We start from the raw sequence: 17,537 nt of genomic DNA, 5'->3' as shown, positions 1-17,537 counted from the left end.
TATCACTTGCCTGAAATCGCGTTCATCACGGCGTCCAGCTCATCGATGCTCATTCCCGAGTAGTCGATGTCGCTGGGGGTCAGCTCGGGCGTGTCGTGGGCCACGCAGTGAGCGATGAGGAGCTCCAGCTCCCGATGGAGCGCATCCACGAGCGCCTGCATCCGGCTGGTGCCGAACGCGCCGGTGTCATACGAGAGCGCCACCCGGAGCGAGCCAGAGGCCACCGAGGCGAGGAGCTCGAGATCGAAGAGCCGCTCGGCGTCCAGGTGCTGCGACGTCCCCGTGGACTCGGCCGCCGGTCCGAACGGTGCCGGCCACGTCTCGTTGCCGATCTCTCCGACGTAGTTGAAGCAGATCCGCGGCTCGGTGGCGGGGCTTGGCATGTCCCCGAAGCGGTGGAGCACGCCGTACCCGACGCCTTGCGACGGCACGGCCCGGAGCGACTCCTTCACCTGCTTGATGTGGTGACCGACATCGCCGCTCGCGGGCAGCGCGAGGACGAGCGGATACAGGCAGGTGAACCAACCCACGGTGCGGGTCACGTCGAGATTCCCGGCGACCTCCGGAGCACGCCCATGCCCCTCCATGGCCAGGGCGAGACGATTGGAGCCGCTCCATTCCTGGAGAGCACGTGCGAGCGCCACGAGGACCAGCTCGTCCGTCCGCGTGTTGTACGCATGGTTCGCCACCTCGAGGAGCTGGCGCGTCGGCTCGGCCGGGAGCACCAGTTCGAGCGTGCTGGAGTCGCGGTTGCGCCCAGACGAGCCTCGTCCCTCATCGGGAAGCGGCGGCACGGTGGCCAGCGCACGATCCACCTCCGCCCAGTAGGCGCGCTCGCTCGCGTCGGCATGCTCGGCGTAGCGGCGAAGGGCCTGGGACCAGGCCTGGAACGAGTCGCTGCGCGCCGGCAGCACCACCTGCCCGGCTCCCTCCACGCTCTGCCGGTATGCCGCCGCCAGGTCCTCCACCAGCACCGGCCACGACACCGCGTCCACCGCCACGTGGTGCACCACCCAGAGCACCCTGTCCCCCTCCGGCGTGCGGAACAGCCCCGCCCTGGCCACCGGCCCCTTCTCCAGGCTCAGGCTCCCCTGCAGCTTCTCCGCCTCCTGCTCCAGCTGCTTCCTCCACTCCTCCCCCTTCAGCTCCACCTCCACCATTCCCTGGCCCAGCTCCGCCGTCGCCTCCAGAGGGGCGTACCGCTGCTTCACCCCTCCCTCTTCCTCGCTCCACCGCAGCCTCAGCGCGTCGTGGTGCTTGCCCACCTCTTCCAGGGCCCTCCTCAGCGCCCCCGCTTCCACACGCCCCTGCTCCATCCTCAGCAGCGCCGCGTTGTTGAAGTGGTCCCGGTACTCCTTGCCCACCTTGCTGGCGAACCACTGCTGCACAGGCGTCAGCTCCACTTCTCCCTCCGCGGGCTCCCTGATCTCCTCCCGCTGCTCCTCCCTCTTCATGCACGGGGCCAGCTGCTCCACCGTCGGGTTCATGAAGACCTCCCGCACCTCCACCTTCCACCCCTGCTCCCTGAGCCTCGCCGCCATCCGGATGGCCTTGATGGAGTCCCCTCCCAGCTCGAAGTAGTTCTCCCTCAGCCCCACCCGCGGCTTGCCCAGCACCTCTTCCCACGCGCTCGCCAGGACCTGCTCCGCCTCCGTCCGCTCCCTCTCGTCACCGGGGGCGAACTCCTCCTCCTGCACGTCCTCCAGCTTCAGCAGCGCGGCCTTGTCCACCTTGCCGTTGCTCGTCAGCGGCAGCGCCTCCACCCACCGCAGACTCGCGGGCACCATCGACGCGGGCAGCACCCGCGCCAGCCAGCCCCTCAGCTCCCCTACCGGCACCGCCGCCTCGCTCCTCGCCACCACGAAGGCCGCCAGCTCCTTGCCGCTCTTCCCCTCCCTCACCAGCACCGCCGCCGCCTCCACCGCCTCGTGCTCCAGCAGCCGCCTCCGCACCTCCTCCAGCTCCACCCGCTGGCCGCGGATCTTCACCTGCCCGTCACGGCGCCCCACGAACTCCAGCTCGCCGTCCTCCCGCCACCTGCCGAGGTCTCCCGTCCGGTACACCCGGCCGTACTCCGGGTGCTCCACGAACTTCTCCCGCGTCAGCTCCTCGCGCCCCAGGTACCCGCGGGCCACGCCCACGCCCGTCGCGCACACCTCGCCCACCACCCCCACTGGCAGCGCGTTGAGCGCCTCGTCCGCCACCATCACTCCCACGTTCCGCAGCGGCCGCCCCACCGGGATGCCCCGGCTGTACTCGCCGTCCACCTTCACCTCGTGCATGGATACGCACACCGAGCACTCGGCGGGCCCGTACGCGTTGATGTAGCGCCTGGTCCTCGCGTAGAAGCGCGCGTCCTCGGGGTTGGCCGCCTCTCCCGCCGTCACCAGCGTCTTCACGGTCGGCAGCGGATGCCGCTCCAGCGCGCTCAGGTACACCGGCGGCAGGATGACGAAGGAGGCCTGGTTGGCTTCCAGGTACGCGGTGAAGGCCGCGGTGTCGTCGATCACCTCCCGCCCCGCAACCACCAGCGGAGCGCCTCCCGTCAGCGACATCGCCATCTCGAGCAGCGCGGCATCGAACGCCAGCGACGCGAACTGGACGATCCGCCCGTCCGGCCCGACATCGCAGAGCCGGTTGAACTCGCGCGCCGTGTTGAGGATGCCCCGGTGCTCCATCATCACGGCCTTGGGCACACCGGTGGACCCGGAGGTGTAGATCAGCGCGGCGACCTCGTCGGGCTCCACGGAGAGCCCGGGATCACCCGCCTCGCCGTCCAGCTCCAGCGAGCCGAGCTCGATGACGGGCGTCCCACTGTCGGCCAGCAGGCCCGCCCAGCGCGCGTCCGCCAGCACCACCGCGGCCTTGCTGTCGCCCAGGATGAAGCGCACCCGCTCCAGCGGATAGTCGGCTTCGATCGGCAGGTAGACACCACCCGCCTTCAGCACCCCGACGAGCGCCATGGGAATCCGCTCGGAGCGAGGGGCCACCACCGCCACCACCTGGCCTCGCCGCAGCCCCTGCTCTTCCAGCAGCCGCCGGGCCAACTGGTTCGCGCCGCGATCCAGCTCGCCCAGGGTGAGCCGGCGCTGGCCGCACACCACCGCCAACGCCTCCGGCTCCCGGGCCACGCGCTCGCGCACCACGTCCGTGAGCGTCCGCGGCCCCGGGACTTCCACCCGCTCGAAGGTACCGCCGAGCAGGGCCCGCTCCGCCTGGGTGAGCATGGCCACCTGGTCCAGCGGCGCCGAGGGAGCCGCCACCAGATTGGACGTCAACGTCTGCCAGTGCTCGCCGAGCCGGCGGATGCGGGCCTGGTCGAACAGGTCGGCGTTGTAGTGCAGCTCGCAGGCGAGCTCGCCCTGCTCCTCGCTGAACTCGAACGAGAGATCATACGCGCTGGTGCGGACCGGCAGCGGCTGCGAGGTGACCGTCACCCCCTCCATCTCCAGGACGGGGCGCTCGTTGTTCTGGTGCACCACCATGACGTCGAAGAGCGGCGAGCGGCTGGCATCACGAGCCATGTCCAGCTCGCGCACGAGCCGGTCGAACGGGTAGTCCGCGTGGTCGTAGGCCTCGCTGGCGGTCTGACGGACGGAGCCGAGCAGCGCGGAGAAGCCCTCCGAGCCCCGGACGGAGTCACGCAGCACCAGCAGGTTGATGTACGCGCCGAGATGGTTCGCCACATCGGGGTGGGTGCGGCCGGCGATCGTGGTGCCCACCACCAGATCCTTCTGCCCGGTGTAGCGGTAGAGCAGCGCCTTGGTGGAGGCCACGAGTGCCATGAACAGCGTCGCCCCCTGGCTCCGCGCCAGCCGCTCCAGCTCCGCGGTGACCCCGGCCGGCAGCCGCAGGGAGACCGAGCCTCCGCGGTATGTCCGGACGGGAGGACGCGGGTGATCCGCGGGCAGGTCCAGCGCGGGAGGCGCGTCCTTCAGCTTCTCCTGCCAGTAGCGCCGCTGCGTATCACCCTCGGGCCCGGCGAGCCGAGCCAGCAGCCAGGTGCTGTAGTCCTTGTAGTCGATCCGCAGCGGAGGCAGCGAGGGCGTCCGGCCCGACACCTCGCAGGCGTACAGGTGCGTCAGCTCCCGGGCCAGTACGGCCACGGACCAGCCGTCGCTGATGATGTGATGCATGGAGAGCACGAGCAGGTGCCGTGCCGGTGCGAGCCGCAGCAGCCGGACCCGCATCAGCGGTGCGCGCGTCAGGTCGAACGAGGTGGTCGTCACCTGCTCCACCTGCTCTCGCACCCGGGCATCGTCCAGGCTGGCGCCGGTCAGGTCCACCAGCTCGATGGGCAGCTCCACTCCGGCATGGATGCGCTGCCGAGGCGCCCCGTCCACCTCGTGGAACGAGGTGCGCAGGGGCTCGTGGCGAGCAACCAGGGCCGTGAAGGTCCGGCGAAGGGCCTCCACGTCCAGCGCGCCGTCCAGCATGAGCGCACCGCTGATCAGGTACACGCTGGCCGGTCCATCCATCCGCTCCAGCGCCCAGAACCGCCGCTGTGCATCCGAGGGCTCGTAGTCCTCCGCCACGGGAGCGAGAGGAATCTCGACGGGAGCCTCGGCGATCCGGCGCTCGGCCAGCCGGGCCAGGCCGGCGATGGTGGGCGCGTTGAACAGGTCTCGCACCGTGATGGGAATCCCGAGCTCCTTCGCGAGCTGGCCCACCACCCGCATGGCCTTGAGGCTGTGTCCGCCCAGCTCCGAGAAATCGTCGTCGACGCCGATGTCCTCCTGGTCGAGCACGTTCCGCCACACCCGGGCGATGCGCTCCTCCAGCTGCGTACGGGGGGCCGTGTGCTGAGAACCGGCCTCCTCCGGCTCGGGCTGGGGCGGTGCCACCTGGACGCGCTCGGCCTCGCCGCGCAGCCGCTCCACGGCCTGCTGCTCGAGCACACCGAGCGTCCGCTCCGCCTCGGCTCCCTCGCACAGCGCCTGGAGCAGGCTCGCGGCCTCGCGGATGACCGCGTCCTCATGGGCCGCGGCGTTGTAGGTGAAGGCCAGTTCGAGGGACTCGGTGGCCGTCACGGCCAGCACCAAGTCGTACGTGTCGTGCGAGAAGTGCTGGACGCCGGTGATCCGCAGCTCCGCCTCGCGCTCGGCGTCTGCGAGCAGGCTTCGCTCCAGAGGATAGTTCTCGAAGGCGAAGGCATGGGTGAGGAGCTTGTTGCGCAGCGGCGTCAGCGCCTGGACTTCCGCCAGCGCGCAGAAGTGGTGCGGCTCGCTGGCCAGCGCCCGGGCCTGGCGCGACTGGAGTGCCTGACGGAGCGTGGCCGAGCGCTCCACCTGGAGCCGTGCCGGGACGGTGTTGATGAACAGGCCCACCATCTCCTCCACGCGGGGGACCTCCGGCGGCCGGCCGGACACCACCAGCCCGAAGGCGACGTCCTCCGTCCCCGCGGAGTGGGCAAGCACCACGCCCCAGAGCGTCTGCAGCAGGGTGCTCAGCGTGACGCGGCAGGAGGTGGCCAGCGCACGCAACCTCGCCGTGGTGTCCGGCGACAGGTGCACGGTGTGGCCGCGCTGCCCCTGGACGGAGGAAGGCTCCGTCCGCCGGGCCAGCCCCACCGGCCGCTCGTAGCCCGCCAGCTGCTCGGCCCACCAGGCCAGCGAGGCGCGCTCGTTGCGGCCGAGCAGCCAGCGCACGTAGGCACCGTACGAGGGAGCCGGCTCCAACCGGGCCTGCTCACCCCGGCGCGCGGCCGCGTAGAGCCGCAGCAGCTCGCCCAGGAGGATGCCCAGGCACCACCCGTCCGTGATGATGTGATGCGAGGTCATCAGCAGCGTGGCCTGCCCAGGCCCCTGCCGCACCAGGGTGAGGCGCGTCAGGGGATCCTTCGCCAGATCGAAGCCCCGCGTCCGATCGCGCTCGCGGATCGCCTCCAGCGCGGAGTCACTCGCGGCATTGGCCACCTCGAGCGGCATTCGGGGCTCGCGCAGCACCACCTGCGCGGGCTCTCCGTCCGGGACGAGGAAGAAGCGGGTCCGCAGCGCCTCGTGCCGGGCCGACAGCGCGCGCGCGGCGGCCGCCAGTGCCTGGGTGTCCACCTCGCCCGAGAGCGAGAACGCGAGCTGCTGGCCGTTGCTGGCCGTGTCGAGCAGCGAATCGAACAGCATGCTGGTCTGCATCGGGGAGAGCGCCCGGATGGCCTGGACCGCGGCCGGAGCGAGGCCATTCGTCCGCAGCAGCTCCTCGCAGGCGGCGTTGGAGAGACCGGGGTGATCCAGCTCGAAGGCCTCGCTCCGCGTCCCGGCACGGGCCCGACCCTGGGCGACGATGCGCCCGATCCAGCCGCGCAGCCGCTCGGCCAGCGCGCGGATCGTCTCCTCGTGGAACTCCCGCCGGTCGTAGCGGAGGGAGAGCGTCAACCCGCCCTCCACCAGCATCGCGTCGATCTCCAGCCCGCCCATGCGCTCGGCGGCGGGACTGACCGTGGGGCCCACCCCTTCCAGCGACGCGGAGAACACCGTGGTGGAGAAGTCGCGCTCGAAGCTCCCGAGGTAGTTGAACGTGATCTCCGGCTCGCGCGCGGGAGCGGCTCCGTCCGTCGAGAGGTGACGCAGGGCGCGGTAGCCAGCGCCGCCGTGCGGCACGCCCCGGAGTGTGTCCCGGGTCCGCATCACCAGCCGCTCCACGTCCTCGGAGCCGCGTGCGTCGAGCACCACCGGGTACATGGCGGTGAACCAGCCCACCGTCCGGGTGATGTCGCACTCGCTGACGAGCGACTCGCGGCCGTGGCCTTCCACCTGGAGGGCGACCTTGGTGCCACCCGTCCAGCTCCCCACCGCGGCGGCGACGGCCGCCATCAGCAGCTCGCCCGTGTTGGCGCGCCAGGCCGCCGCGACGCGTGACTCCAGGCCCTCGACCTCGCTCCCCTCGAGCGACAGGGTGAACGTGGCGGCATCGGCCTCCGTGGGAGTGCGCGCCTCGCCATCCCGGGGCAGAGCGGCGGCAGTGGACACCGCGCGCTCCACCTCATGCCAGTAGCCGCGCTCGGACTCCAGCCCACCAGTGAGGACGTGTGCCTCGAGGAGGCTCGCCCACCGCGTGAAGGCCGCGGTCTTCGCCGGCAGCTCCAGCGCCCTGCCCTCCACGAGGGCCTGATACCCGCTGGCGAAGTCCTCCAGCAGGATGCGCCAGGACACCCCGTCCACCACCAGGTGATGGATGGCGATCAGCAGCCGGTCCCCCTCGTCGAGCCGGAAGAGGCCCGCGGCAACCAGCCGCTCTCCCTCCAGCCGCAGCGAGCGCTGGAGCGTAGCCGAGGCTTCCTCGAGACGCTCCCGCGCGTCCGGCCGGCCCCGGAGCTCGAAGACCTCGAGCGGGAAGTCCGCCACCGGCGTTGCGAGCCGCTGGAAGGTCTCGCCGTCCTCGCCCCGGGGGAAGGACATGCGCAGCGCATCGTGGTGCGACAGCAGGGCACCCAGCACCTCCCGCACCTTCTCCACGTCGAAGCGCTGGGGGCGGTGCAGCATGAGCGCTTGGTTCCAGTGGTGGGGCTCGGCGAAGTCCCGCGAGAAGAACCACGCCTGCATCGGAGCGAGCGGTGCCTCGGGAGGAACCTCCTCCGTCCCGGTGCCGCTCCGGCGCGCCACCAGGCCCGCGAGCTCGCGGAACGAGTTGGCGTTCATCACATCCCGCACCTCGAGCGACACGCCTCGCGGCGCCAGCCGGGCCACGAGCTGGATGGCCTTGATCGAATCGCCGCCCAGCTCGAAGAAGCCATCCTCCGGACCGACGCTCGGAACGCGCAGGACCTCCGCGGAGACCTCGAAGAGCGCGGGGCAGAGCTCCTGCCCGGCGGGTTCGGTGGCTCGCGGTGCCTCGGACGCGGGCACGGGCGGTTGCACACCCGTCTCCGCCAGCCGCCGGAGCGCGGCCTTGTCCACCTTGCCGTTGTTCGTGAGCGGCAGCGACTCCACCGCCCTCACCCGGGCCGGCACCATCGCCGCGGGCAGCCGCTCGCCGAGCCACCGCCGCAGGGACTTCTCCGACACCGCTCCCTTCGCCACCACGAAGGCCGCCAGCTCCTTGCTTCCCCCGTCCACCCAATCCACCACGCCCGCCTCCTGCACGGCCTCGTGGCCCAGCAGCGTCCTCCGCACCTCGTCCAGCTCCACCCGCTGGCCGCGGATCTTCACCTGCCCGTCACGACGCCCCACGTATTCCAGCTCGCCGTCCTCCCTCCACCTGCCGAGGTCGCCCGTCCGGTACAGCCGTCCGTACTTCGGGTGCTCCACGAACTTCTCCCGCGTCAGCTCCGGCTTCCCCACGTAGCCATGGGCCACGCCCAGGCCCGTGACGCACACCTCGCCCACCGTTCCCATCGGCAGCGCGTTGAGCGCCTCGTCCATCACCACCACGCCCACGTTGCGCAGCGGCCGCCCCACCGGGATGCCCCGGCCGTAATCGCCGTCCGCCTTCACCTCGTGCATCGTCACGCACACCGAGCACTCCGTCGGCCCGTACGCGTTGAGGTAACGCTTGCTGCTCGCGTAGAAGCGCGCGTCCTCGGGGTTCGGCGCCTCTCCCGCCGTGATCAGCGTCTTCAGCGTCGGCAGGGGGTGCCGGCCCAGCGCGCTCAGGTACACCGGCGGCAACGTCGCGACCGTCACCTCCTGCTCGGCCAGGTACTCCGTGAAGGCCTGGGGATCCTCGATGACGTCCCGCCCGGCCACCACCAACGTGGCCCCCGCCGCCAGCACCGTCCACACCTCCGACATCGACGCGTCGAACGCCAACGACGCGAACTGCAGCCCCCGGCTTGTCCCGTCGATCTGGAAGCCGTCAATCTGCTCGATCGTCGTGTTGATGAGCCCGCGGTGGTGGCACTCCACCCCCTTGGGCATGCCCGTCGAGCCCGAGGTGTAGATGATGTACGCCGCGTCCTCGGGCTTCCGGTTCCGCTCCACGCGCGGGGCGGGCCCGTCCAGGCGCATTCCCCCGACATCCACCAGCGCCTTGCCCGCCCCGTCACCCAACCGCTTCATTCCCTGGGCGTCGGTGAGGATGGCGGCACACCCGCTGTCCTCGATCATGTAGCGCAGGCGCTCCTCCGGCAGCGCCGTCTCCAGCGGCAGGTAGACGCCTCCCGCCTTCAGGATTCCCAGCTGCGCGGCGGTGGCCTTGAGGCCTCGCGGCAGCGACACGCCCACCACCGTCCCCTCGGCCAGCTTCAGCGTCTCCCGCAGGTGCCACGCGATGGCCCCTGCCCACTGGTCCAGCTGCGCATACGTCAGCCGATCCCGGCCCTGGATGATCGCCGGGTGCTCGGGCCTGGCCTCCACCTGACGCTCGAACAGCTCGGGCAGCGTCGCGCTGAGCCTCTCGTCGAGCGGCTCGCCCGCGGCTACCGGCACGAGCGGCTCCTGCCCGGCGGACGCGAGCTCCTCCAGCGGCCGTGCCGGATTGAGCGCGATCTCCTCCAGGATGGACACGAAGGAGCGGGCGTGGCGCTCGATGGTGGCGTGCTGGAAAAGCGCGCTCGCGTACTCGAAGCGCAGGTGGAGCGTGCCCTGCTCCTCGATGACGTCCAGGCTGAAGTCGAAGAGCGACGTCGGCTTGGGCAGGAACATCTCCCGCATGGAGAGGCCAGGCAGCTGGATGCGGCGGCCGTCCGCGCGCTCGTAGGAGAACATCGTCTCGAACAGCGGGTTGTGGCCGCGCTTGCTCGTCGCACCGAGCCGCTGGGCCAGCAGATCGAAGGGCAGTTCCTGGTGCTCGTACGTCTCCAGGCAGCGCTGCTTCACCTCGTCCAGGAAGTCCACGAAGGACGCGCCGGGCCGGGCGAGCGTACGCACCGGGAGCGAGTTGACGAACATGCCCACCGAGCCGTCGAAGCCACCGCCCTGGCGCCCGGCATGCGCGGTGCCCACCACCGTCTCGCGCTGGCCGGTCAGCCGCTGGAGCAGCACCTTGTAGGCGGCCAGCAGCACCATATAGAGCGAAGCGCCACGCTCCTGGGCCCGCTCGCGGAGTGCGGCGGCCGGGTGGCTCAGGCGGAGCTCCCCTCCCTCGAAGGAGCGGCGGGGAGGCCGGGGCGAATCGGACGCGAGCGGCAGGCCCGGCAGCTCGCCGGAGAGCCGCTCCAGCCAATAACGCTCCTGGACGGCGGCGCCGGTGCGCAGGAAGGCCTCTTCCCAGGCCGCGTGCTCCCGGCACTGCCGGGGCGCCGGGCCGAGCGGCTGGCCGAGGTACAGGTTCACCAGCTCCTGGAACAGCGTGGTGAGGGACATGCCATCCACCACGGCGTGGTGGGCATCGAGCGCCAGTACCCGCCGGCCGTCTCCGAGGAGGAACACCCCCAGCCGGATCAACGGAGCCTCGGAGAGCCGGAAGGGCCGGACGAAGCGCTGGACGAGCTCCGCCTCATCGGCGCAGGAACCGCGCTCCAGGGCGAAGGCCACCGAGGGGTGCACGCGCTGGAGGAACGACCCGTTCGCGTCCACCGTGAAGCTGGTGCGCAGGCTCTCGTGCCGGTCGATGAGCTGGCGGAAGCACTCCTCCAGACGCGCCTCGTCGAGCGTGCCCTCCAGCTCCATGGCGCCGTACAGGTGGTACGCACGCTCGCCGCCCTCGAGCTGGCTGAGCGTGTACATGCGCCGCTGCGCCGAGGACATCGGATAGGAGACGGGCTCGGAGCCGGGCCGCGGAACGGGCGTGGGCTCCGGACGGCGTCCGCGGGGACCCGGCCCGTTGGGCTCGGGCGGCCCGAAGCCCGCCGCCATCATCTCCTCGATGGACTCCTCCACCGCCGAGCGGATCAGCCGCACGTCCTCGTCGGTGTGCGCGGTGGAGAGGAAGCAGTTGCGCCCCTCCCAGACGTAGAGGCCCTTGCAGAGCAGCCGGTAGTACAGCAGCTCCCAATCCCCCTTCACCTGGAACCGGAAGAGCGAGCCGAAGTGCACCAGACGCACCGGCGCGCCCCGGCGGGTGCAGTAGTCATTGAGGGCATCCACCAGCGCGGCCGTGCGGTGGTTGAGCTGCTCCTGCAGCACGGGTCCTTCCTCGCGCAGGCGCTGGAGCACCGCCATCGCCGCGGCCATCGCCGCCGGGTGGTGGCAGAAGGTGCCCGCCACGAAGGTGTTCTGCGCCTTCGGGTACGAGTCATCTCCGAACCGCCACGCGCCGCCGTCCACCGCGTCCATGAAGCGGGCGTTGCCGGCGACGACACCGATGGGCATGCCGCCACCGATGATCTTCCCGTACGTGGCCAGGTCCGCGCGCACGCCGAAGTGGGCCTGCGAGCCTCCCGGGCCGATCCGGAAGCCGGTGATCACCTCGTCGAAGATGAGCGCGGTACCGGAGTCGCGGGTGATCCGCCGCAGCTCGTGGAGGAAGTCCTGGGGCTGGAGATCCGGCCTGCGGCTCTGGACGGGCTCGACGAGCACGGCGGCGAGATCACCCGCGAAGCCGCGGATCTGCTCCAGCGACTCGGGCGTGCCATAGGGCAGGACGATGATGTCCCCGACCGTGTTGGGGGTCGTGCCCGGGCACACCGGGACGCCGGAAGCGGTGCCACCGCCGGGCGCGGCCAGGATGCCGTCGAAGGACCCGTGGTACGAGCCGCTGAAGATGACCACCTTGGAGCGGCCCGTCACGGTGCGGGCCAGCCGCAGCGCCACCATCACCGCCTCGGTGCCCGAGTTGTAGAAGGCGGCGCGCTCCACCCCGGTGTGCTCGCGCAGCAGTTCCGCCACCTGGCCCGGCATGGGCGTCATCGGCCCGAGCGGAGCGCCATGCCGGAGCGCCTCGGTCACCGCGTCGCGGATGAACGGCGGGTTGTGGCCGAACAGGTAGACGCCGAACCCCATCGTCAGGTCGATGTAGCTGTTGCCATCGACATCCCAGACGCGGCTCCCCTCCGCGCGCTCGACCTGCAGCGGGTAGACCATCTCCTTCCAGGTGGGCCGGAACCCGGCGACCGCGCGGTTGTTGGCGAGGACCGGGCGGGAAGCATCGGTCACCCGCTTCGAGCCCGGCGTCCGCGCGGTGAAGTCCCGGATGAGCGTCTCCAGGAAGGCCTTCTGGCGGCCGTCCATGTCACCGGAGGGACCGTTGGCAATCCTCTTGTAGGCGACGAAGACCTCGCCCTGGGGCGCGGGTGCCGCCACGCGAGCCGCCGCTGGCGGAGCAGCCGGCACGGGGCTCTTGGTGGGCTCGCGGCTCACGGTGGGCACGGGGCTCTTGGTGGGCTCCCGGCTCACGGTGGGCTCGCGGTGGGTGGACGCGGACGTCCCTCCGTGGACCTGGCTCAGCAGCGCGAGTTGCTGCTCCATGATCTGGAGCTGCTGCGACACGATGCGCTCGACCCCATTGAGGGCTGGCGCGGACTCCTGACGCGAGGCCGTCACGGGCTCGGGCGCGGACTCCTGGCGCGGGGCCGGCGTGGGCTCGGGCTCGGGGGACACTTCAGGGGGAAGCGCCGCATCCACGTACGCCACCATCCGCTCGATGGTGGAGGCCTCCTGGTAGAAGGCGCTCACCGGGACCTGGATGCCGAAACCGCGCTCCAGGGCCTGCCGCACCTTGAACAGCACCAGCGAGTCGAGTCCCATCTCGAAGACGTTCCGCTCGGTGTCGAGGCGCTCCCGCTCCGCGCCGGTGCTCTCGGCCACGGTGTCCAGGATGACGGAGCGGATCTCCGCGGCGCGCTGGCGCACGGGCGTGGCCGTCTTGACCGCCACGACCTCCGTGGCCGCCGCGGGCTTCGCGGTCTCGCCATTCATGCGCGCACCCCCGCGAGCCGAGGGAGCCGCCGCCGCCGGGCTCCAGAACCGGGTCCTGCGGAACGGATAGGTCGGCGCATCCACCACGTGCCGGTGATAGGGCGCGTCGAACGCCTTCCACTGGATGGGCGCCCCGCTCATGTAGAGCACGCCCAGGCTGGTGAGCATGGAACGCCAGCCGTCCTCTCGGGGAGCGAGCGAGTGCAGCCATGCCACTCCCGGCTCCGTCACGCACCGGGGGCCAAGGCTGGACAGGATGGGCGCGGGGCCGATCTCCAGGAACACCCGGGCGCCCGCTTCGTACAGGGCCCGCGCGGTGTCGCAGAAGCGCACGGTGGGGATGATCTGCCGCCGCCAGTACTCCGCATCCGGAGCCTGCTCCAGGCGCTGGCCGGTGACGGTGGAGAAGAATGGGATCGTCGCGGGCCGTGCGCGGATGCCAGCGGCCGCCCGGCCGAACTCCTCCACCATCGGCGCCATCAGCGGCGAGTGGAACGCGTGCGAGACCACGAGCCGCCGCGACTGGATGTTCCTCTTCGACAGGGCCTCCAGGACGCCCACCATTTCCGCCTCGCGGCCGGAGATCACCACGCTGTCAGGGGCGTTCACGGCGGCGATCGCCACCGCGCTTCCGAGGGAGGCGAGCACCTCCCGGACGGTCGCCTCGCCGGTGGAGATGGTGGCCATGACGCCGCGCTCGGGCAGGGCCTGCATCAGCCGCCCGCGGTGGGCCACCAGCCGCAGCGCGTCCTCCAGCGAGAGCGCGCCCGCCACGTGGGCCGCCGCGAACTCGCCCACGCTGTGGCCCGCCACCATCTGGGGCTTCAGTCCCCACGAGAGCCAGAGCCGGGCGAGCGCGATCTCCACCGCGACGATGGCCGGCTGAGCATGAATCGTGTCGTCGATGGAGGTGGTACGCGGCTCCTCGCCGTACAGGGTGGCCACCAGGGACGTGCCGGTCAGGGGATCCAGGATGGCGGCGCACTCGTCCAGCGCGGCGCGGAACACCGGGCTGGCGTCATAGAGCACGCGGCCCATGCCGATGCGCTGCGAGCCCTGGCCGGTGAACAGCCATGCGCACGGAGGGGCGCTGGCGGGCACGGCGTCCGGAGCGAGCCTTCCCTCCGGGAGCCGGGCGAGCCGCTCGAGCCCGGAGCGCAGCTCGTCCGCGTTGGCGCCGATCACCACCTGGCGGCGGGGCTGGTGCACGCGGCCGGCATTGGCCGTGTAGCAGAGGTTGGCCACGTCGGAGGCGGGTACGGAGGCGAGCCGCTCGGTGTACTTCGCCACCAGCTCGCGCACGCCCTTCTCGTCCCGCGCGGACAGCGTCAGCAGGTGGACGGGGCGCTCCACGGTGGCGCGCTCGGGAGTGGCGCGGGCGTACTCCTCCAGCACCACGTGGGCATTGGTACCGGAGAGGCCGAACGAGCTGACGGCTCCACGGCGCGGTCCGGTGCCCGCGTTCCACTCGACCGTCTCCCGAGGCACCTTCACCGGGATGTTCGCCCAGGGAATGCGGGTGCTCGGGGTGCGCAGGTGGAGGTGGGCCGGGATGCGCCCGCGAGACAGGGACAGGGCGACCTTGCACAGGCCCGCCACGCCCGCGGCGCTCTCCAGGTGGCCGATGTTGGTCTTCACCGAGCCGACGTGGAGCGGAGCCCCGGCCGGGCGCTGCTCACCATAGACATGGGCGATGGCCCGCATCTCCTGCGGATCCCCGAGCCGGGTCCCGGTGCCGTGCGCCTCGAGGTAGGAGACCGAGGCGGGCTCCACTCCGGCATCCTGAAGCGCGGCGCGGATGACGGCCTCCTGCGCCACGCCATTGGGGACCGTCAGGCCGCTGCTGCGGCCGTCGTGGTTGACGGCGGTGCCGCGGATCACCGCGATCACCCGGTCTCCGTCCCGCTCCGCGTCACTCAGGCGCTTGAGGACCACCACGCCCGCGCCCTCGCCACGGCCGTAACCATCGGCCGACTCGTCGAACGTCTTGCAGCGGCCATCCGGCGAGAGCGCCTGGAGCCGCGAGAGCCCGACGAAGGAGCCCGGCGAGAGGAGCAGGTTGACGCCGCCCGCCAGCGCGAGCTTGGACTCCCCGCGGCGCAGGCTCTGCACGGCCAGGTGCACCGACACCAGCGAGGAGGAGCAGGCGGTATCCACCGCCAGGCAGGGGCCATTCAGCCCCAGCGTGTACGAGAGGCGCCCCGCCGCAGTGCTGTGGATCGTGCCCGTCAGGGAGTACTGGTTCAGCACCTCGGGGTCGAGGGTGGTCATGCCGCCGTACTCGCTCCCGGAGATGCCCACGAAGACGCCGGTGGCGCTCTCGCGCAGCTTCTCCGCGGGGAGGCCCGCGTGCTCCAGCGCCTCCCAGGCCACCTCGAGCAGCAGGCGCTGCTGGGGATCCAATGCCTCCGCCTCACGCGGCATCAGTCCGAAGAATTCCGCGTCGAAGCCGCGCACGTCCCCGAGGAACGCGCCGCGCCGGACGTAGGCCTTCCCGGAGGCGCCGGGGTCGGAGTCGAAGTACACGTCCTGGTTCCAGCGCTCCGCGGGGATCTCGCCCGAGGCATCCTGGCCCCCCTCCAGCAACCGCCAGAAGCGCTCGGGATCATCGGCGCCACCGGGGAAGCGGCAGCCGATCCCGATGAGCGCGATGGGCTCGTCCGCCGGAGCCGTCTCCGTCTCCGAAGCAGCGTGTCCGTTGGACGCGGCAACGGGCGCGGGAGCGGGAGCGGGAACAGGAGCGGGCGTGGCCAGCTCCACCATCAGCGCATCCGTGAGCTTGCCCAGCGTCGGATGGTCGAACAGGAGGGACACGGGCAGCTCGCGCCCGCAGAGCTGGCCGAGGCGGGACACCAGCGCCACCGCCTTGACGGAGCTGAACCCGAGCTGGCCGAACGGCACCTCCTCATCGGTGATGGGCAGCCCGGCGATCTCCTCGGCCTCCTTGCGCACCATGGAGAGCACCACCGAGCGGCCCTGGGCGCGGAGCTGCTCCTGGAGCCCGACGGCCATGCCCGCCACCTCGCGGTCATTCAGGGCGGCCAACCGGGCCACCACCTCGTCGAACTCGCCCTCCTCGAAGCGCTTGGCCAGGGCGAAGCGCTGCACCTTGCCACTGGTGGTCCGCGGGATGCGCGTCACCGGCACCACCGCGTCCAGGGAGAGACCCAACCGCTGCAGGACATGGCTGGCCAGCTTCCGGGCCAGCGGGGCGAAGTCCTCCAGCGAGCGCTTGAACGTCACGAAGGCGATCACGCGCTCGGCGCCCTTGCGGTGATCGTGCTGTCCGGCCACGGCCACTTGAGGCACCTCCTCGCCCACCACCTCCATGCAGACGCGCTCGACGTCGTGCGGGTAGAAGTTGAGGCCGCCCGCGAAGAGGATGTCCTTCGCCCGGCCGGTGATCACCAGCCGCCCCTCGTACATGAAGCCGAGGTCTCCGGTGTCGAGCCAGCCATCCGGGCCGATGGCGCGCGCGGTGGCCCGCGGATCGTTGTAATAGCCCGGCGTGACGTTGGGACCCTTGATCTGTATGCGGCCCACCGTGAGCGGGACCAGCGGCTGGAAGGCCTCATCGGCGATGCGCACCTGCGTCTGGGGGAACGCCGGGCCGACGTCCGCCATCTCGATCGCGTGCTCACCCCCGGCCTCACGGAGCCGCACCTGCTCGCCGACGCCCAGGAAGCGCCGGTCCACCACGATCGACGGGACCCGCTCCTTCTTGTCCAACCGGTTGAGGCAAACGCCCAGGGTGGCCTCGGCGAGCCCATACCCGGGGAGCATGACCTGCTGGCTCAGGCCATGGCGCGACATCTCATCGAGGAACCGGTGGCACAGCTCCACCGAGATCGGCTCGGCGCCGTTCTTGATGAGCCGGACGCAGGAGAGATCCCAGTGCGCCGCGGCCTTGGGGTCATAGTGCGCCAGCAGGTGCTGGTAGCCGAAGTTCGGCGAGGCCAGGATGGAGGCCCGGTACTGGTGGGCGTATTCCATCCACAAGGTGGGACGGCGCGCGAAGCGCTGCGTGGGCAGGTGGTACTGCTGAACCCCCGCCGCCAACGGGACGAAGTGGAAGCCGATCACTCCGAAGTCATGGGTGATGGGCATCCAACCCAGGTACACGTCCTTGCCGGTGACGTGCAGGATCTCGATCCAGTCGGCGATGTTCGCGAGCGCCGCCTGGTGGGTCACGATGACGCCCTTGGGATCTCCCGTGGAGCCGGAGGAGAACTGCACGAGCACGATGTCCTCGGGAGCCGCCGTGTGCTCCACACCGGGCTCGGTCTCCGCGGAGGCCTCCTCGTACGAGAGGGCTTCACGCTCCAGCCGGTCCGCCGTCTTCTCGAACTCATGGGCCCTGCCGAAGGCCGCCAGCTTCCCGGCCAGGGCCTTGTTCGTGCACAGCACGTGAGGCCGGTTCAGGACCGCCCAGACCTTGAACACCTTGAGGCGGTGCTCATCCACCCCACTCGACATCAGCGGCACCGGCACGAGGCCCCCGAGCACGCAGGCCCACAGCGCGGTGATGAGGTCGCGGTTGCGCTCGAGCTGGAGGATCACCTCGTCCCCCCGCGCCACCCCGTTGCGTTGCAGATGTCCCAGTACCCGGAGGGCCTCGGTGCGGAGGTCCGCATAGGACTGGAAGCTCTCGTGGGGAGCCTGCTCGAGGTAGTGGATCCCGTGGGAGCCGGAGGCGGCGCGGTGCAGCGCCTCCGTCATGGTTGCTGGCATGGGGGATGGCATCGGGGACGGCATGAGGGGGACCTATGTGAAGAAGGGGTTCGTCGAGATGGGGCGTCGGGGGTG

At 71.1% G+C, this 17,537-nt stretch carries 1 protein-coding gene; it reads right to left on the bottom strand.

Annotated elements, in window-relative coordinates; genetic code table 11:
- Nucleotides 1–2 precede the first annotated feature (2 nt).
- On the bottom strand, nucleotides 3–17,462 hold the full coding sequence (locus NR798_RS21795; RefSeq protein WP_375773416.1) for an amino acid adenylation domain-containing protein: 17,460 nt from the start codon (nucleotides 17,460–17,462) through the stop codon (nucleotides 3–5).
- Between the last annotated feature and the right edge of the window lie 75 nt (nucleotides 17,463–17,537).

It is taken from the genome of Archangium gephyra, from assembly GCF_042230915.1.
In the GTDB taxonomy this organism is placed as follows: Bacteria; Myxococcota; Myxococcia; order Myxococcales; family Myxococcaceae; genus Archangium; species Archangium gephyra_B.
This window is presented reverse-complemented; position numbering and strand designations above follow the sequence as displayed.

Coding starts and splice junctions, on each gene's coding strand:
- NR798_RS21795 (WP_375773416.1), bottom strand. CDS start 17,462: ATGCCAGCAACCATGACGGAGGCGCTGCACCGCGCCGCCTCCGGCTCC.